Source organism: Micromonospora chokoriensis, assembly GCF_000718555.1.
GTDB classification, from domain to species: domain Bacteria; phylum Actinomycetota; class Actinomycetes; order Mycobacteriales; family Micromonosporaceae; genus Micromonospora; species Micromonospora chokoriensis_B.
This window is the reverse complement of sequence record NZ_JOAN01000011.1, coordinates 1-17,779: the sequence shown is the minus strand read 5'-3', so window position 1 is coordinate 17,779 and position 17,779 is coordinate 1. Positions and strand designations below refer to the sequence as shown.

18 protein-coding genes are annotated in these 17,779 nt (G+C 72.1%); 10 read left to right on the top strand and 8 right to left on the bottom strand.

What is annotated here, in order from left to right:
* Positions 1-40 precede the first annotated feature (40 nt).
* Entirely contained in the window at positions 41-232 is a 192-nt protein-coding gene (locus IF46_RS0115825; protein ID WP_030489113.1) for a hypothetical protein, read from the bottom strand.
* A gap of 7 nt (positions 233-239) precedes the next feature.
* Positions 240-1,223, bottom strand: coding sequence for an aldo/keto reductase (locus IF46_RS0115820; RefSeq protein WP_030489112.1), 984 nt, complete (start codon positions 1,221-1,223; stop codon positions 240-242).
* A gap of 83 nt (positions 1,224-1,306) precedes the next feature.
* On the opposite strand from IF46_RS0115820, the gene IF46_RS0115815 reads away from it, so the two are divergent.
* Together IF46_RS0115815 and IF46_RS0115810 are read left to right on the top strand one after the other, a co-directional pair.
* On the top strand, positions 1,307-2,101 hold the full coding sequence (locus IF46_RS0115815; RefSeq protein ID WP_030489111.1) for a trans-aconitate 2-methyltransferase: 795 nt from the start codon (positions 1,307-1,309) through the stop codon (positions 2,099-2,101).
* Positions 2,098-3,120: an adenosine deaminase gene (locus tag IF46_RS0115810; RefSeq protein WP_030489110.1), complete on the top strand. Its 1,023-nt coding sequence runs from the start codon at positions 2,098-2,100 to the stop codon at positions 3,118-3,120. Before IF46_RS0115815 ends, IF46_RS0115810 begins: the two co-directional genes overlap by 4 nt.
* A 221-nt stretch (positions 3,121-3,341) precedes the next feature.
* Here IF46_RS0115810 and IF46_RS0115805 read toward each other — a convergent pair whose 3' ends face one another.
* Positions 3,342-4,745, bottom strand: coding sequence for a HAMP domain-containing sensor histidine kinase (locus IF46_RS0115805; RefSeq protein WP_030489109.1), 1,404 nt, complete (start codon positions 4,743-4,745; stop codon positions 3,342-3,344).
* Between the two features lie 29 nt (positions 4,746-4,774).
* Positions 4,775-5,464 carry a response regulator transcription factor gene (locus IF46_RS0115800; RefSeq protein WP_030489108.1) on the bottom strand — a complete coding sequence of 230 codons (690 nt, stop codon included), beginning with the start codon at positions 5,462-5,464 and terminating at the stop codon, positions 4,775-4,777.
* A 73-nt stretch (positions 5,465-5,537) separates the two neighbouring features.
* Here IF46_RS0115800 and IF46_RS0115795 point away from each other — a divergent pair, with 73 nt between their 5' ends.
* Entirely contained in the window at positions 5,538-6,458 is a 921-nt protein-coding gene (locus IF46_RS0115795) for an ADP-ribosylglycohydrolase family protein (protein ID WP_030489107.1), read from the top strand.
* Here IF46_RS0115795 and IF46_RS0115790 read toward each other — a convergent pair.
* Entirely contained in the window at positions 6,438-7,325 is an 888-nt protein-coding gene (locus IF46_RS0115790; RefSeq protein WP_051723940.1) for a DUF1775 domain-containing protein, read from the bottom strand. The two genes, IF46_RS0115795 and IF46_RS0115790, sit on opposite strands and share 21 nt — an antisense overlap.
* A 188-nt stretch (positions 7,326-7,513) precedes the next feature.
* Between IF46_RS0115790 and thrS the strand changes: the two genes are divergently transcribed.
* On the top strand, positions 7,514-9,523 hold the full coding sequence (gene thrS / locus IF46_RS0115785; protein ID WP_030489105.1) for a threonine--tRNA ligase: 2,010 nt from the start codon (positions 7,514-7,516) through the stop codon (positions 9,521-9,523).
* Between the two features lie 203 nt (positions 9,524-9,726).
* Here thrS and IF46_RS0115780 read toward each other — a convergent pair whose 3' ends face one another.
* The gene (locus tag IF46_RS0115780) at positions 9,727-10,455 is read right to left on the bottom strand and encodes a D-Ala-D-Ala carboxypeptidase family metallohydrolase (RefSeq protein WP_030489104.1); all 729 of its coding nucleotides are present in this window, start codon (positions 10,453-10,455) and stop codon (positions 9,727-9,729) included.
* Positions 10,456-10,631: 176 nt separating this feature from the next.
* Between IF46_RS0115780 and IF46_RS0115775 the strand changes: the two genes are divergently transcribed.
* Positions 10,632-11,144: an HIT family protein gene (locus IF46_RS0115775; protein ID WP_198041460.1), complete on the top strand. Its 513-nt coding sequence runs from the start codon at positions 10,632-10,634 to the stop codon at positions 11,142-11,144.
* Positions 11,145-11,186: 42 nt separating this feature from the next.
* Here the strand turns inward: IF46_RS0115775 and IF46_RS0115770 are convergent, their stop codons facing one another.
* Positions 11,187-11,669, bottom strand: a complete 483-nt coding sequence (locus IF46_RS0115770; RefSeq protein ID WP_232234058.1) for a hypothetical protein — start codon at positions 11,667-11,669, stop codon at positions 11,187-11,189.
* 99 nt (positions 11,670-11,768) lie between these two features.
* Here IF46_RS0115770 and IF46_RS0115765 point away from each other — a divergent pair, with 99 nt between their 5' ends.
* Together IF46_RS0115765 and IF46_RS0115760 are read left to right on the top strand one after the other, a co-directional pair.
* A complete protein-coding gene (locus IF46_RS0115765) occupies positions 11,769-12,827 on the top strand; it encodes an aldo/keto reductase (protein WP_030489101.1) in 1,059 nt (352 codons plus the stop codon).
* 95 nt (positions 12,828-12,922) lie between these two features.
* Entirely contained in the window at positions 12,923-13,735 is an 813-nt protein-coding gene (locus IF46_RS0115760; RefSeq protein ID WP_030489100.1) for a DUF3097 domain-containing protein, read from the top strand.
* Between the two features lie 26 nt (positions 13,736-13,761).
* Here the strand turns inward: IF46_RS0115760 and IF46_RS0115755 are convergent, their stop codons facing one another.
* The gene (locus IF46_RS0115755) at positions 13,762-15,063 is read right to left on the bottom strand and encodes a serine hydrolase domain-containing protein (RefSeq protein ID WP_030489099.1); all 1,302 of its coding nucleotides are present in this window, start codon (positions 15,061-15,063) and stop codon (positions 13,762-13,764) included.
* 120 nt (positions 15,064-15,183) lie between these two features.
* Between IF46_RS0115755 and IF46_RS0115750 the strand changes: the two genes are divergently transcribed.
* The 3 genes from IF46_RS0115750 (at position 15,184) to IF46_RS0115740 (ending at position 17,689) form a co-directional block, all read left to right on the top strand.
* On the top strand, positions 15,184-15,657 hold the full coding sequence (locus IF46_RS0115750; RefSeq protein WP_030489098.1) for an NfeD family protein: 474 nt from the start codon (positions 15,184-15,186) through the stop codon (positions 15,655-15,657).
* Positions 15,658-15,662: 5 nt separating this feature from the next.
* Positions 15,663-16,769 carry an SPFH domain-containing protein gene (locus tag IF46_RS0115745; protein WP_030489097.1) on the top strand — a complete coding sequence of 369 codons (1,107 nt, stop codon included), beginning with the start codon at positions 15,663-15,665 and terminating at the stop codon, positions 16,767-16,769.
* Positions 16,770-16,921: 152 nt separating this feature from the next.
* The gene (locus tag IF46_RS0115740; RefSeq protein ID WP_030489096.1) at positions 16,922-17,689 is read left to right on the top strand and encodes a hypothetical protein; all 768 of its coding nucleotides are present in this window, start codon (positions 16,922-16,924) and stop codon (positions 17,687-17,689) included.
* The last annotated feature ends 90 nt before the right edge of the window (positions 17,690-17,779 follow it).

Sequence of the window (17,779 nt, the reverse complement as noted above, 5' to 3'; positions counted from 1 at the left end):
GGGCTCTTCACGTGCTGTGGCTCCCCACTGGAGCGACCGCTCAGCGTCGGCGCGAGCGCAGGCCGAGCCAGAGCACCACCAGCCCGGCCAGCGCCACCAGCGGGCCGAGCACCGCCCAGATCTTCTCGTCGGTCATCACGCTGCCGCTGACGTAGCCGAGGCCCTGGACCGTCCACACCGCACCGATCACCACGGCCAGCAGGCCGACGGTGAGCGCAAGCCAGCCCCTCATCGCGCCGTCACCACCGGTCGTGCACCTGCGGGCGGATCAGCTCGTCGTAGGTTTCGCGTACGGCTGCCAACTGCTCGTCGGTGAGCGGGGACAGCGCCGCCGCGGCGGCGTTGCGTCGGGCCTGGTCAGCGTCGCGGGCACCGGGGATGACCACGGTGACGCCCGCCTGGTCCAAGACCCAGCGCAGCGCGAACTGCGCCATCGTGCGGTCCGCGTCGACAAGCGGGGCCAGCCGGCGTACGGCGGCCAGACCTCGATCGAAGTCGACTCCGGAGAACGTCTCCCCGACGTCGAAGGCCGCCCCGTGCCGGTTGTAGTTGCGGTGGTCGTCGGCGGGGAACTCGGTGTGCTCGTCGTAGCGGCCGGAGAGCAGGCCGCTGGCGAGCGGAACTCGGGCGATGATGCCGACGCCGGCTGCCGCCGCAGCCGGCAGGACGCGCTCCAGGGGCTTGTGGCGGACCGCGTTGAGGATGATCTGAACGCTCGCCACCCCCGGTCGGGCGATCGCGGTGAGGGCCTGGTCGCAGGTCTCGACGCTGACCCCGTACCCGGCGATGGCCTTCTCGGCGACGAGGGTGTCCAGGCCGTCGAAGACCTCGTCGGAGGAGAAGACCGCGGTGGGCGGGCAGTGCAGCTGGACCAGGTCGAGGGTGTCCATGCCCAGGTTGGCCCGGGAGCGGTCGGTCCACTGCCGGAAGTTGGCCAGGGTGTACGCCTCCGGCCGCTGCTCGACGCGGCGGCCCATCTTGGTGGCGACGGTCAGCCCGGCGTCGGGGCGGGTGCGGAGGAAGCGGCCGATCAGCTGCTCGCTGCGGCCGTCGCCGTACACGTCGGCGGTGTCGAGGAAGGTGACCCCGGCGTCCACGGCGGCGGCGAGCACCGCCATCGCGTCGTCCTCACTGACGGTGCCCCAGTCGGCGCCGAGTTGCCAGGCGCCCAGGCCAACCGCGCCAACGGTCCGGCCGAGCCGGTTGAAGCTGCGCTGTTCCATGCCCCGAGCCTAGTGATGCGGTTGCCACCCTGCCACGTGAGTCGTACCGTAAGCAGTACGGACGTACGGTTTAGGAGGCGGTCATGTGGGACCCGACGACCTACCTGCGCTTCGGCGACGAGCGATCCCGGCCGTTCTACGACCTCGTCGCACGGATCCCGGCCGAGCGGCCCCGGACGGTCGTCGACCTCGGCTGCGGCCCCGGCCAGCTCACCGCCGTCCTCGCCGAGCGCTGGCCGACGAGCAGGGTGCTCGGCCTCGACTCGTCACCGGAGATGATCGACCGCGCCGAGGCTCTCGGCGTACCTGTCGACTTCGCGGTCGCCGACCTGCGCGACTGGCGTCCGGCCGGCGACGAGGACGTGGTGCTCAGCAACGCGGCACTCCAGTGGGTCCCCGGCCACCAGGAGTTGCTGCGCCGCTGGGCCGTCGAGCTGCCCGCCGGGGCGTGGCTCGCCATGCAGGTCCCCGGCAACTTCGACGCCGGATCGCACCGTGCCCTGCGGGAGGTCGCCAGCCGGCCGACCTGGCGGGCCGACATCGCCCCGCTGCTACGCACGGACCCGGTCGACGACCCGGCCGACTACGCGGCGCTGCTGACCGCCGCCGGCTGCGCGGTGGACGCCTGGGAGACTACCTACGTGCACCTGCTGCCGGCTCGACCCGCCGCCGAGCACCCGGTTCTGGCCTGGATGGAGGGCACCGCGCTGCGCCCGGTCCGGGCCGCGCTGGACGCCGCCGGCTGGTCCGCCTTCCGGGCCGAGCTGGGCGTACGGCTCACCGCGGCGTACCCGGTGCGGCAGGGTCAGGTGTACTTCCCGTTCCGCCGCGTCTTCGTCGTCGCCCGCACCGGCGACCATGCCCAGGAGAACCCGTGACCGACCTGCCCACCTTCATCGCCGGCCTGCCCAAGGTGGAGCTGCACGTGCACCACGTCGGCTCCGCCTCGCCCCGGATCGTCGCCGAGTTGGCCGCCCGCCACGAGGGACGCAGCCCCGTGCCGGCCGACCCGGACGCGCTCGCCAGCTACTTCGAGTTCCGCGACTTCGCGCACTTCATCGAGGTCTACCTGAGCGTCGTGGACCTCATCCGCGACCCGGAGGACGTCTGGATCCTCACTCACGAGGTGGCCCGGGAGCTGGCCCGCCAACAGGTCCGGTACGCGGAGCTGACCATCACCCCGTACTCGCACGTCCGACGGGGCATCCCGGCGCCGGCGTTCTGCGAGGCGATCGAGGACGCCCGCAAGCGAGCCCTGGCCGACTTCGGGATCGAGCTGCGCTGGTGCTTCGACATCCCCGGCGAGGCCGGCCTGCCGGCAGCCGAGGAGACGCTGCGCATCGCGCTTGACGAGCGCCCGGACGGGCTGGTCAGTTTCGGTCTGGGCGGCCCGGAGATCGGCGTACCCCGACCGCAGTTCCGGCCCTACTTCGACCAGGCCCGCGCGGCCGGGCTGCGCTCGGTGCCGCACGCCGGGGAGACCACCGGGCCGCAGACCATCTGGGACGCGCTCAACGAGTTGGGCGCCGAGCGGATCGGGCACGGCATCTCCGCCGCGCAGGACCCGGCGCTGCTCGCGTACCTGGCCGAGCGGCAGATCGCGCTGGAGGTCTGCCCGACGTCGAACGTCCGGACCCGGGCGGTGGCGAGCCTCGACGAGCACCCGCTGCGCCGGCTCGTCGAGGCCGGGCTGCTGGTCACCATCAACTCCGACGACCCGCCGATGTTCGGCACCACCCTCAACGACGAGTACGCGGTGGCGGCCCGCCTGCTCGGCGTCGGCGCCGAGGGTCTGGCCGGGCTGGCCCGCAACGCGGTGACCGCGTCCTTCCTCGACCCCGCCGGCAAGCAGCGGATCAGCGACGAGATCGACGCGTACCTCGCCAGCGCCGGCTGAGCTGGTCGGTGAGCAGGGCGCGCGGCGGGAGCGTGGGTGTGGGGGGACCTGAGACTCCCGCCGCGCGCGCGGCTCCACCGGCCGTGGGTGCGTGGTGCGCTCGGCCGGTGGAACTGGTGGGTTCGTGCTCTGATCCTGTCAGCCCACGGCCGATCCAACGCGGTCGTTAACCGCGATCTAAGGAAGACTTGCGTTAGCGCACAACCCCGGGCTCGGCCCGGTCAGTCGTCGGTGGGGCGTTGGCGGGGCCAGCGACGTCCGGTGGTCTTCGTGTCCCGGGCGTCGCGGGCCATCCGACCGACCAGACCGAAGCGGCTGACCTGCCGGGGCGTCGCCTCCGGGTCGGCGAGCAGCATCACCACGCTGGCCCCGCCCAGCCGGGCACGGTCGATGCTCACCGAGCCGTTGGCCTGCAACGCCACCCGCTTGGCGATGTCCAGGCCGAGCCCGGTCGAGCCCTGGTCACTGGTGCCCCGGCGCAGCGCCCGGTCCGGGTTGGCGATGCCGGGGCCGGCGTCGTCGATCCGGATCGCCACATAACCGTCGCGCCGGGACACCGCCACCTCGAACGCGGTGCCCTGCGGCGTGTAGCGGAAGACGTTGCCGATCACCGCGTCCAGCGCGGCGGCCAACTCGGCCCGCGGCACCGGCGCCGGGATGCGCAGCTGCGCGCCGTTCACCCGCTGTGGCCGGTTCTGGTCGCCGGCCAGCGCTGCCCAGAACACCATCCGGTCCCGGACCACCTCGCTGACGTCGCACATCGCCGGCCCGGCCTCGTGCGCCACCGACTTGCGGGTCGTCTTGATCAACACGTCGATCTCACCCTCCAGGGTGACGATCGCCTGCCGGATCCGCCGGATCCCGCGCAGCCGGTCCAACTCCGCCGGGCTGAACGAACCCACGCTGGTGTCGTCGGACTCCAGCGCCTCCGCGTCCAATCGCAGCACCGTCAACGGGGTACGCAGCCGATGCGACAGGTCGGCGACCAACTCCCGCTCGTCGGTGCGAGCGGCGTCCAACCGGTCCGCCATCCGGTTGAAGGCGTACCCGGCCTCGGCCAACTCGCGAGGCCCGGTCGGCTCGACGCGTACGCCGAGGTCGCCGTCGCCGATGGAGAGCGCGGCCTTGACCAGGCCCCGGGTCGAGTCCACCGCGCGGGCAGCGACCCGGTCGACCACCAGCACCGCCGCACCGGCCATCGCCGCGCCGACCGCGAACAGCAGCAGCCAGGTGCCGCCGGCGCCCTCGCCCAGCGTCGAGTCCGGAAGGAACACCTCTACCACGGCCGTCCGGTCACCGAGGACGACCGGGTCGAGCCGGACCACACCCCCGTCGACGTCGACGACCAACGACTGGCGCTCGGAGCGGGCCCGGTCCAGATCGCCGCCATGGGCCCGAGTAGCGGACTCGTCCAGCCCCAACCCGTGCACCACGGGCCGGGTGGGGGCACCCTCGGCGCTGGCCACCACGGCACGCTCGACGACCGCCGGGTCGGTGCTGACCGCCAGCGCGCCGGTCACCAGCGCGCTGCGCCGGGCCGCGTCGGCGATCGCCTCGTCGCGGCTCTGCTCGCGCAGGCTGAGCCCGAGCGGGATCAGAAACGCGAGCGCGACGAGACTGCACATGCCGGCCGTGAGCAGGGCCAGCGCCGTCCTCAGTCCGGTGCCACCAGCCGGAACCCGACCCCCCGCACGGTGCGCAGGTAGCGCGGCTTCGCCGCGGACTCGCCCATCTTTCTGCGGAGCCAGTACAGGTGAACGTCGATGGTCTGATCCTCGCCGACCGATGGCTGCCGCCATACCTCCTCCAAGAGTTCCCGGCGGGACACTACCCGCCCTGGTCGTGCGGCGAGATACGCCAACAGGTCGAATTCCTTGCGGGTCAGCGCCAGCGGCTCCCCGTCGAGCTGGGCGCTGCGCTCGCCCACGTCCACCCGGAGCCCGCCGACGCTGTGCACCGCGGGCTGCACCGTCCGACTGGCCCGGCCGGCCCGGCGCAGCACGGTGGTGATCCGCGCGTCCAGGTGCGCCCCGGTGAACGGCTTGACCATGTAGTCGTCGGCACCGGCGCGGAGCAGCTTGACCACCGACTGCTCGTCGTCACGGGCGGTGGCGATGATGATCGGAACGTCGGTGATGCCGCGCAACATCCGCAGCGCGTCCGAGCCGTCCAGGTCGGGCAGGCCGAGGTCGAGCACCACCAGGTCGGGTGTCTCAGCGGCGACCCGACGCAGAGCATCCAACGCCGTACCCACGGCGTGCACGGCATGCCCCCGGTCGGTGAGGGACCGCAGCATCGCGCCGCGTACGACGTGATCGTCTTCGACCAGGAGCACGGAGGCCACGACAAGACCGTACTTGGCCTGGCAAGTTGATCGCGTTGCCACCTGCCCGGCGACCGGGCAAGCTGGTACGACGATGTCGTTCACCCTGTTCGCCGATGCCCGCCTGGCGCTCGCCCGGGACAGCCTCGCCGGTCTCTCCACCGGCGACGCGCTCGGCGCGCAATTCTTCCTTTCCGGGTCGACGTCCGTGGATCTCGCCGCCGACGCGCTGCCGCCAGCGCCCTGGGAATGGACCGACGACACCGAGATGGCCTGCTCGGTCCTCGCCGAGCTGGCCGACTCCGGCAGCATCGACCGGGACCGGCTGGCCCTCTCCTTCGCGCAGCGGTGCGCTCCGCGCCGCGGCTACGGGGCGGGCGCCATGCTGATCCTGGAGCTGATCCGCACCGGCACCCCCTGGCCGCTGGCCGCCGCCTCCGCCTTCGACGGGCAGGGCTCCTGCGGCAACGGCGCGGCGATGCGGGTCGGCCCGCTGGGCGCGTACTTCGCCGACTCGACCGTGCGCGCCGCGGCGCAGGCCCGCGCCTCGGCCGAGGTGACGCACGCGCACCCGGAGGGGGTCGCCGGCGCGGTCGCCGTGGCCGTCGCCGCCGCGCTGGCCGCCCGGGCCCGCCTCGACGGGCACCGGCCCGCCCCGCAGCGCCTGCTCGCCGGGATCGCCGCCGCGCTCGACCCGGGCACCGAGGTGCATCGGGGCATACAGCGGGCGGCCGGACTGCTCGGCCGGCCACTGCCCCGGGTGGTGGCGGCGCTCGGCAACGGCTCCCGGGTGACCGCCCAGGACACCGTCGGGTTCACCCTCTGGGTGGCCGCCACCCACCTCGACGACTATCCGGCGGCAATCGAGACCTGCGTGCGGGTCGGTGGGGACGTGGACACCACGGCCGCCATCGCGGGAGCGGTGGTGGCGGCGTACACCGGCGTCGGTACCCCGGGCGGGGTGCCCGAGTCGTGGCTGTCCGCCCGCGAGCCGCTACCTGCCTGGCTGCCCTGACCCCGCGGGCTGCGGCTCGGGCGTTGCGGTCTCGTCGGCGCGGCCGGTGATCTCGGCGAGGGTCGCGGCCTGGTCCGGGCCGCCGGTCACCTCGGCGAGCGCGGTGGCCTCGTCCGGGTTGCGTCGACGCCACCGGCTGACCAGCCAGCCGATCGCCGCGCCGCCGCCCAACCCGGCCAGCAGGCCGGCGGCCAACATCCCGTCGGCGTTGCCGGACTCCTCGGGCGCACCGCCCGCGCTAGCGGGCGGTGCGTCGCCACCGCTGTCCGCAGTGGCCGGGCCGCCGGCCGCCGGGGCACCGTGGCCGTGCCCGACCGCTCCCGCCCCGCCGGGGGCCGCCGGCAGCAGGGTGAGCACCGGCGCCCGGTGCGCGCCAGCGGCGTCCGCCCACTTCACCACCGTGCCGTCGGCGTACGTCTGCACGACCTCGAAGGTGAGCCGCTCCGACTGGGGCATCGGCCCCATGGAGAGCGACAACCGGGCCGGCCCTGGATCGCTCTCGCCAACCCGGACCCAGGTCACCCCGGTCGTCACGGTGCTCACTCCGGAGGAGTGGATACCGGCCACCGGCTTGTCCAGGGTGCGGGAGCTGATCCGAGGCGCCCAGCCGTTCACCGACATCGGGTAGACCTCGGCGATCGGCGCGTCGGCCGGCAACCGGACCTCGATCTGGTTGGTCTTCGTGCCGGCCCGCTCCTCGGGAACGGTGAACTCCAGGCGTATGGCGTCGCCCTGCCGAGCCTCGGTCGGGGTGGTCGTCACGTCCGCCGCGTACGCCGTGCCAGGCCAGAGCAGCAGGCCAGCGGCGGTCACCGCGGTCGCCGCCACGATCCGCCGCCGACGGCCACCGCCGTGCGTGCTCGCCATCTCGTGCCCCCATCCGTGTCGACGCGGCCGGCACCGTTTCCAGCCACACCTTCTAGTTCGGCTGTGAGGCGCGAAAGGTTCAACGCCGCCGCTAAGGAAGGTGCCGTTCCCGGTCGGGGGCGGGGCGACCGATAGCATCGGCAGGAGCCGAGGATCGGCACCGTTTCGTACCACTTGGAGGAGTCATCGTGTCCGCACCCCGTACCCCCGCCGTGGCCGACCCCGTCGTCGTCGCCGCCGGGACCACGGCGGCCGACGCGGTGGCCGCGGCCGGACTGCCCGCGAACGGCCCCAAGGCGATCGTCGTGGTCCGCGACCCGCAGGGCCAGCTGCGCGACCTGGACTGGGCGCCGGCCGAGGAGACCGTCGTCGAGCCGGTCAGCCTGGACTCGCCCGACGGGCTCAACGTGCTGCGCCACTCCACCGCGCACGTCCTCGCCCAGGCCGTGCAGGACATCTTCCCCGAGGCCAAGCTGGGCATCGGCCCGCCCATCGAGAACGGCTTCTACTACGACTTCGACGTCGACAAGCCGTTCCAGCCCGATGACCTCAGCAAGCTCGAGAAGCGCATGCAGGAGATCATCAAGTCCGGGCAGCGGTTCCGCCGTCGCCGCTTCGACAGCCTGGACGAGGCGCGCTCCGAGCTGGCCGCCGAGCCGTTCAAGCTGGAGTTGATCGAGGTCAAGGGCGAGGGCCTGGACACCGACGAGGTGATGGAGGTGGGCGGCGGTGAGCTGACCATCTACGACAACCTCGACGCCAAGGAGGACAAGGTCTGCTGGTCGGACCTGTGCCGGGGGCCACACCTGCCGACCACCCGACTGATCGGCGCGTTCAAGCTGATGCGCTCCGCCGCCGCGTACTGGCGGGGGTCGGAGAAGAACCCCCAACTACAGCGGGTGTACGGCACCGCGTGGCCGACCCGGGACGAGCTCAAGGCGTACCTGAAGCTGTTGGAGGAGGCCGCCCGGCGCGACCACCGCAAGCTCGGCGCGGACCTCGACCTGTTCAGCTTCCCCGACGAGATCGGCTCCGGCCTGGCGGTCTTCCACCCCAAGGGCGGCATCATCCGCCGGGAGATGGAGAACTACTCCCGCCAACGGCACGAGCAGGCGGGGTACGAGTTCGTCAACACCCCGCACATCAGCAAGGCGCAGCTCTTCCAGACCTCCGGGCACCTGCCGTACTACGCGGACACCATGTTCCCGCCGATGCAGCTCGAAGGCGCGGACTACTACCTCAAGGCGATGAACTGCCCGATGCACAACCTGATCTTCAGGTCGCGCGGGCGGTCGTACCGGGAGCTGCCGCTGCGGATGTTCGAGTTCGGCACGGTCTACCGGTACGAGAAGTCCGGCGTCGTGCACGGCCTGACCCGGGTTCGTGGTCTGACCCAGGACGACTCGCACATCTACTGCACCCGTGAGCAGATGGCCGGTGAGCTGTCCACGCTGCTCAGCTTCGTGCTGGACCTGCTGCGCGACTACGGCCTGGACGACTTCTACCTGGAGCTGTCGACCCGGGACGACTCGCCCAAGTTCATCGGCGCCGACGAGGACTGGGCCGAGGCCACCGAGGCGCTGCGCACCGCCGCCGCGACCTCCGGGCTGGAGCTCGTGCCCGACCCGGGCGGCGCGGCGTTCTACGGGCCGAAGATCTCCGTGCAGGCCCGCGACGCGATCGGCCGGACCTGGCAGATGTCCACCATCCAGGTCGACTTCAACCAGCCGGAGCGGTTCGGGTTGGAGTACCAGGCCGCCGACGGCAGCCGGCAACGGCCCGTGATGATCCACCGTGCGCTGTTCGGGTCGATCGAGCGGTTCTTCGGGGTGCTCACCGAGCACTACGCGGGTGCCTTCCCGGCCTGGCTGGCGCCGGTGCAGGTGGTGGGCATCCCGATCCGCGAGGACCACACCGACTACCTGCACGGCTTCGTCGCGGCGCTGCGCGCCGAGGGCATCCGGGCCCAGGTGGACGCGGGCGACGACCGGATGCAGAAGAAGATCCGGACGGCGCAGCAGCAGAAGATCCCGTTCATGGTGATCGCCGGTGACGACGACGTGGCCGCCGGCACAGTCTCCTTCCGCTACCGCGACGGCTCCCAGCGCAACGGGGTGCCGATCGCCGAGGCGGTCACCCACATCCTGGACGTGGTCAGCTCGCGGACCAACATCGGCCCCTCCGCCGCCGCGGAGTAAGGCCGACCGCTCGCGCGGCCGGCCTGCGCGGCCCGCCTTGCCGCGTGATCACGCTGCCGGCCGCATGATCGTGCTCGATCCAGGAAGTAGTGGCCTCCCCGGTGTGGGAGGCCACTACTTCCATGTTCGAGCGCGATCTTCGCCGGGAGGCCGGTGCGGGAGGCCAGCGCGAGAGGCCGGTGCCCGGAGGCGGCGCCCCCGGGTCAGATGCCGCAGTTCGGTGCTGACCAGCCTCCGACCGCCGCTACGTGGGTGTGGTCGTTGTGGTCCGGGTAGCCGGGGCCGAGGATCTGCCCGAAGCCGTGGTTGCGGGCCTGCTGCGCCAGCCGGCAGAACGACGGTGATCCGACCAGGTCCACGCCGTCGCCGTAGAGGTGCCGACTGTTCGACGCGCCGCCGACCGCGCTGTTGCAGGCGTAGCTGCGGAAGCCGCTGCTGATCGAGATGGCCACGTCCCCGAGGGCGTGCCGCATGGCCTGGAGTTTCCACATCGAGACGAGCGCGTTGAACCGGGCGGTGCTCGCCGAGACCGCGCCGCCGGACCAGTCGCTGTTGCACTTGTTCAGCTCGGGATAGCTGAAGTTGGCCGGGGTGCAGTCGTCGTCCTGAAGGGCGTAGAGGCGGTTGAACGTCTGTGGGCCGGCGATGCCGTCGGCGGGGAGTCCGTACGCCTGCTGGAAGCGGACCACCGCCGACCGGGTGGCCGGGCCGAACGCGCCGTCGAGGGTGAGCACCGCGCCGTAGCCGGGGTAGCCGGCGACCCGGATCTGAAGTTGCCGGACGTCCTCGCCGGATGCCCCCTGGGCCAGGGTGCGACCCCAGGTGTAGCAGCCGTCCGCCTGGGCCGCGCCGGCGGTGAGGGTGACGCCGGCCACTGTGGTGGTGGCGGTCAGCGCAAGTGCCGCGAGGAACCTGCCGAGCCGTCGGATCATGTAACCCTCCATCAGTCTATGCAAGTTTTTGGATGCATGGAATCTTCAGGTTTCGGCATTGATCCGTCAAGAACTTGCAGTATCGAGTTTCCCGACGGCGGGTGTCGCGGCATGCCCGGGCGGCTCCGTAGGATCGGCTCGTGACAGGGGCGGAACGGCACACGGACACCGACGGCATGGCAGACGGCCTGGAGCGGCTCTGGACGCCGCACCGGATGACCTACATCTCCGGCGAGGACCGCCCGGCTGAGGGCTACGAGAAGCCCACCGGCTGCCCCTTCTGTCGAGGGCCGAAGCTGCCGCCGGAGGAGAGCCTCGTGGTGGCCCGGGGTGAGCACGTCTTCGCGGTGCTCAACCTCTACCCGTACAACCCGGGGCACCTGCTGGTCTGCCCCTACCGACACGTCGCCGACTACACCGACCTGGACGTGCCGGAGACCATCGAGCTGGCGTCGTACACCCAGACCGCCATGCGGGTGATCCGCAAGGTCAGCAACGCCCACGGCTTCAACCTGGGCATGAACCAGGGCGGGGTGGCCGGCGCCGGCATCGCCGCGCACCTGCACCAGCACGTGGTGCCGCGCTGGGGCGGCGACGCGAACTTCATGCCGGTGATCGGCCGCACCAAGGTCCTGCCGCAGCTGCTCAACGACACCCGCGACCTGTTCGCCCGCGCCTGGCCGTCCTGACCGCCGCGCGGCGTCGGCTGCGCGGCGTCCGCGCCGGCCCGGCTAGTCGGCGCGCAGCAGCGGGGTCAGCTCCGACCAGCTCTCCACCCGGTGTACGCGGGGCAGCAACGCGGCGTGTGCGGCGACCTCCGCCGTGCGGGGCCGTAACAGGAAGCGGTGCGGCACCGAGTCGAGGTAGCCGAGCACCTCCAGCTTGTCGTCGACGAAGTGGGTCAGGCCGAGCCGCCGGGCGATCGGCGCCTTGTCCGGGCGGGTCCGGCAGAAGTGCACCCGCTCGACGGGGACGCCGGTGCGGGCCGCGAAGTCGTGGTGGGCCAACCACTCCCGGGTACGCCGCTCGGTGGACTCCCCGCACTTGGACACCAGGTGCACCTCGTCGAACGCCGGGCCGAGCGCCGCGAGCGCGTCGAACGCCCCGACGACGGCGGGGGTTCGCAGGTAGTGCGCGCCGAAGAACGACGTGTCGGCGTCGTCGTCGGCCGGCTCGATGATCACTCCGCCGATGTCCACACCCAGCCGTCGCATGGCGTCGATCATGCCGCAGTGTGACCGTCGCCGTGCACCCGCGTGTCCGCCCACCGGATCTGTTACGCCCCGACCCGGTGGAGGTGGCACGATCGGCCGATGGCAGTCACGACACGGACGTTGGGGCGCAGCGGCATCGAGGTCAGCGCCCTCGGCATGGGGTGCTGGGCGATCGGCGGCCCCTGGGCGGAGGGCACCCAGCCGCTGGGCTGGGGTGCGGTCGACGACGACGAGTCGGTGCGGGCGGTACGTCGGGCGCTCGAGTTGGGCATCACCCTCTTCGACACCGCCGACACGTACGGCGCCGGGCACGGTGAGCGGGTGCTCGGACGCGCGCTCGCCGGCCGCCGCGACGATGCCGTGATCGCCACCAAGTGGGGTTACACCTTCGACGAGGCCAGCCGACAGGCCACCGGCGAGGACGCGTCGCCCGCGTACCTGCGCAGTGCCGTGACCGCCTCGCTGCGCCGGCTGGACACCGACCGGATCGACCTCTACCAGCTGCACCTGGCCGACCTGGCGGTGCCGCGGGCGCAGGCGCTGATCGGGGCCTGCGAGGACCTGGTGGCCGAGGGTCTGATCCGCGCCTACGGGTGGAGCACCGACCGCCCGGACCGGGCCGCCGCGTTCGGGCACGGCGCCGCCGGCGCCACCGCCGTGCAACACACCCTCTCGGTGCTGCGCGACGCCCCCGAACTGCTCGCCGTCTGCGACAAGTACGACCTGGCCAGCATCAACCGAGGTCCACTCGGGATGGGGCTGCTGACCGGCAAGTACTCAGCCGGGTCGACACTGCCCCACGACGACGTACGCGGGCTGGCCCCGGGCTGGTTGGAGTGGTTCCGGGGTGGCCGGCCGGCACCGGAGTGGCTGCGCCGCGTCGGCGCGGTCCGTGCCGCGCTCACCGCCGACGGTCGCACCCTCGCCCAGGGTGCGCTGGGCTGGATCTGGGCGCGCAGCGGTCGCACCATCCCGATCCCGGGCTGCCGTACGGTCGCCCAGGTCGAGGAGAACGCCGCCGCGCTGCGCCGGGGCCCGCTACCGGCGGACCAGTTCGTTGAGGTGGAGCGTCAGCTCGCTGCCGTCCGCACCGCCGCCCTGCGCGACGCCGACCGCCCCCACTGGCCCCGCCCCACCGACCCCACAGTCCACCCCTGAGCGGCCCCGCACCCACCCGTTCCGAGCCCCCACCCGGGCGGGGCGGGCGGTGTGTCGGGGGGTGCGGTGGGGCGGGTGGCGTTAGCGTGATCGACATGGCGGGGCGATACGGCGAGGACGTGTTGGCGGGCGACTGGCGGCGGCGCAAGGTCACCCCCGAGGTGGATGCCGAACCAGATCTCGTGGTGGAGGATGCCGACTCCGGGTTCTGCGGCGCGGTGGTGGGCTTCGAGTCTGGCGCGGTGGTGTTGGAGGACCGGCACGGCAAGCGGCGCAACTTCCCGCTGCTACCAGCGGCGTTCCTGCTCGACGGCAGCCCGGTGACGCTGCGTCGCCCGACCCGCGCGACGGTGCCGGCGGCCCGTCGTCGGACCGCGTCCGGTTCGGTCGCCGTGGACAACGTCCGGGCCCAGGTGGCCAAGGCCAGCCGGATCTGGGTGGAGGGCATCCACGACGCCGCGCTCGTCGAGCGGATCTGGGGCGACGACCTGCGAATCGAGGGCGTGGTGGTCGAGCCGTTGGACGGCATCGACGCTCTCGACGCCGAGGTACGCGACTTCGGCCCCGGCCCGACCCGACGACTCGGCGTGCTCGTCGACCACCTGGTGCCGGGCAGCAAGGAGAGCCGGATCGTTGCCCGGGTGAACTCGCCGCACGTGCTGGTGACCGGGCACCCCTACGTGGACGTGTGGCAGGCGGTCAAGCCGACGGCGTTGGGCATCGCGGCGTGGCCGGTGGTGCCGCCGGGGCGGCCGTGGAAGGAGGGGGTCTGCGCGGACCTCGGGGTGGCCGAGCCGGCCGACATGTGGCGGCACATCCTGTCCCGGGTGAACAGCTTCGCCGACGTGGAGACACCTCTGATCAACGCCGTGGAACGCCTCATCGACTTCGTGACCGAGCCAGCCTGACCTTCCGCCCCGCCCTGCGGCACCGGTCAGGGGGCCTCGTCGGGGCTGCGCGTGAAGACGAACGTGGCGATGTCGACCGCCCGCACCCGTCCACTGTCGTCGCGCAGCACCGACAGGATCTCACCGTTCTCCGGGCCGGACCGGCCCCGCCAGCGGTCCGTCCCCTCGGCGACGAACCGGCTGACCCGCTCACCGCGTACGTGGGCGACCAGGTCACCCGCGTCCCAGCGCAGGTCCAACGGGGTGCCCATCCACCACCAGCGACCGGTCAGCTCGGCCACCTCGGCACCAGGCGCGGCGGTGGCCGGCCGCGACGGCTGCGGGAACGCCGGCTCGGCGTCCAGAACGGTGGTCAGCAGCCGCCGGCCGAGCCCCGTGATCGGGAAGCCGTACGAGTTGGCGAAGCCGACCACTGCGGTACGGCTGGGCCGGTGCACCACGAGGGCGGCCACGTACCCGGGCATCGAGCCACCGTGCCCGACGTACACGCGCTCGCCATCGCGGTAGAGCTCAAGCCCGAGACCGTGCCCGCCGGTCCAGGAGTCGGGGTCGCTGATCACCACGGGGGAGCACATCTCGGTCAGGGTCTCGGCGGCGAGCACCGACGGGTCGGGGTCGGCCAGGAAGGCGGCCCAGCGGCCCAGGTCCTCGATCGTCGACCAGAGCTGCCCGGCGGGGGCCATGGCGCCGGTGTCGGTACGGGGTTCTTCGCGCAGCGTGTCGTGCCAGGGGTGTACGACGTAGCCGCGGGCGTAGGGCTCGGTGGCCGTGTAGGTGGTGCGGCGCAGGCCCAGCGGGGTGAGGATCCGCGCGTTGAGCAGATCGGCCCAGGGCATTCCGGTGAGTCGTTCGAGCAACCCGCCGAGCAGCCCGTACGCCAGGTTGGAGTAGTGGTACGTGCGGTGCGGTGGGTAAGCGATCTTGTCGGCGCTGATCCCGGCGAGCAGGGTGGTCAGATCGACCCCTGCGGTCCGTTCCCACCAGTCGCCCTCAGGTTCGCGTTGGATGCCGCTGGCGTGGCCGAGTAGTTGGCGCAGGGTGAGCGCGCCGACGCCGGTGCCGGGCAGGTGCTGCTCCAGCGGGTCGTCGAGGGCCAGTTGGCCGGCGTCGCGCAACTGCATGATCAGGGTGCCGGTCATCGTCTTGCTGATCGAGCCCAGCCGGTATTGCAGGTCGACGTCGGGCCGGGGGTGGTCGCCGGCGATGGCCAGGTGCGCCAGTGCGCCGTCGCGGACCACGCCCAGCAGCAACGATGGGGCGTGACCGTCGGCCTGTGCCTGGGCGACCCGGGTGTCGATCTGTCGGGCGGTCTCGGGTAGCAGGGGCAACGGGATCTCCTCGGGTCGGGCCGCCGATTCGTAGTGTTTTGGTGGCCGGAAAAGGGCTTCGCCGAGCCTACTGATCTTCACGGGGAGGCCGCGCGTGCATTCGCGTGTCACGATCGTGGTGTGGACGCCGTGGTGTGGATCGTGTTGGGTGTGCTGCTGGCCGTCGCCGAGATCTTTACGACGACGCTATTTCTGATCATGTTTGGGGCCGGTGCGTTCGCTGCCGCCGGTGCGGCCGCCCTGGGTGCGCCGGTCGCGGTGCAGGCGCTGGTCTTCGCGGTGGTGTCGGCGTTGAGTCTGCTGGTGGTCCGACCGGTCATCCGGCGGCACAGTCGTTCCGCGTTGGAGAGCGGCGAGCAGCCGTTCGGCGTGGAGGCGATCGAGGGCTCCACGGCGTTGGTGCTGGAACGGGTGGACGCCGAGCACGGTCTTGTCAAGATCGACGGTGAGTTGTGGAGCGCCCGTTCGTACGACACGACACAGGTCTACGACCCCGGTCAACGGGTTCGGGTGATAAAGGTCCGGGGCGCGACTGCCCTGGTGTGGCAGGACGATGTTTCTTCCGCCGGCGAGCTGCCGGAATCGAGAGGGTGAACGGGATGACCTTAATCGGGGTGGTGGTGATCGCGGTGGCGTTGATCGCCGTGATAACGCTGGCCAAGGCGGTGCGGATCGTGCCGCAGCAACGCCAGGACGTGGTGGAACGGCTCGGCAAGTACAAGCGCACCCTCAGCCCCGGCCTCAACCTGCTGGTGCCGTTCATCGACGCGGTTCGTACCAAGGTCGACATGCGGGAGCAGGTGGTCAGCTTCCCGCCGCAGCCGGTGATCACCTCGGACAACCTGGTGGTCTCGATCGACACCGTTCTCTACTTCAAGGTGGTCGACTCGGTCCGGGCGACCTACGAGATCTCCAGCTTCCTCCAGGCCATCGAGCAGTTGACCGTCACCACCTTGCGTAACGTGATCGGCTCGCTCGATCTGGAGCGGGCGCTGACCAGCCGCGACGAGATCAACAGGCACCTCTCGGGTGTGCTGGACGAGACCACCGGCCGCTGGGGCATCAAGGTGACCCGGGTCGAGATCAAGGCGATCGAGCCGCCGGCCAGCATCCGTGACTCGATGGAGAAGCAGATGCGTGCCGAGCGGGACCGCCGGGCGGCGATCCTGACCGCCGAGGGCCACAAGCAGTCGGTGATCCTGACCGCCGAGGGTGACAAGCAGTCGGCGGTGCTGCGGGCCGACGGTGACCGGCAGGCCCGGATCCTGCAGGCCGAGGGTCAGGCGAAGGCGATCCGGACTGTCTTCGACGCGATCCACCAGGCGAACCCGAGTCAGAAGGTGCTCGCCTACCAGTACCTGCAGGCTCTGCCGCAGATCGCCCAGGGCAGCGCCAACAAGGTCTGGATCATCCCGGCGGAGCTGACCAAGGCCCTGGAGGGAATGGGTGGCGCGCTCGGCGGGCTCAGCCAGATGGTGGGGGATCTGCCCGCGCCGGAGGCGGCCGAACACGCGAGCCAGGTCGAGCGCGAGGCCGCCGAGGCGGCGCAGGCCGCGGCGGACGCCGCCCAGCAGATCCACGACGAGGTACGCGTCGCCGAGGCGCAGGCCACCGGCGGCAACAAGCCGCAGGGGCTGCCCGCCCCGGAGCCGGTGTCCCCGGCCAGCCTGACCGAGGATCCTGCCGACCAGCGCGAGCGCGGCTGATCCAGCACGCCGGCCGCCCGGCCGGTTAAATGCGAGAAAGACTCATGGGGCGCTCCGACGCCTGCCACGATCGGTCCTAGGACGGGTGGTGACCAGGCAATCGGGGCGCCCCGGCGCGTCGGTGCACCGCTCGACGACGAGCGAGGTGACGCATGAAGGATCCGGCGAATCGGATGTGGTCCTCCGCCCCGACGCCCGGCGCGCACGACCCGGTCGCCCCACTGGGCTCCCGGCGCAGCGGTGGCGGGTTCGGCGTACTGCCCTTCGTCGGTGAGCCGACCCCGGGCGCCCCGGCCACGAACGCCAGCTGGGCCTGGTCGGTGCGTCGGTTCGCGCGGGCGGCGGTGTGGCTGCTGCCCGCGTACGCCATCCTCTACGGCGCGGTGGCGATGGCCAGCGACGGAGGGGTGGGCAACGACCCCTATCCGGCCGACGGCCGTGCGGTGTACCTGATCGGTTGGGTGGCGGCGGTCTGGCTCGGCCTGCTCGCGCTGCTGGCCCTCACCGGGCTGCTGGCCGCGACCCGCAGCCGCCGGGTGGCCGCCGCCGGGCTGCTGGTCAGCATCGCCGGGACCGTGCTGATGCTGCCGTTCGCCGGGTTCGAAGAGCACACGCCGGTCTTCGGTGCCACCGCGCGGTCGCTGGTCCTGGTCGGCGCGACGTTCTACAGCGTGGGCTGGCTCCTCACCGGGTGGGCGGTGGCCCGCTCCGGCACCTTCAGCCTCGGCGACGGCGTCATGCTGATCATCGCCGCGCCGCTGCTCGGCCTCGGCGGTGCCCTGATCGGCTCGTTGCAGACGTTCGGCGCGATCTTCGTACTGATCGCCGGCATCGGCATCGGCTACCGCTCCGGCCGCCTGATGCCCCGCGAAACCGCCCGAGACGCCGCCAGCGCCAGCCTCTCCACCCCAACCCCCTGACCCTCCCACACCTCCCACCCCTTGCTGTTCTCCGGTGGCGCGGGGTGGGGGAGGGGTGGGTGGGGGTGGGGGGGCTGGGGGGGGGGGGAG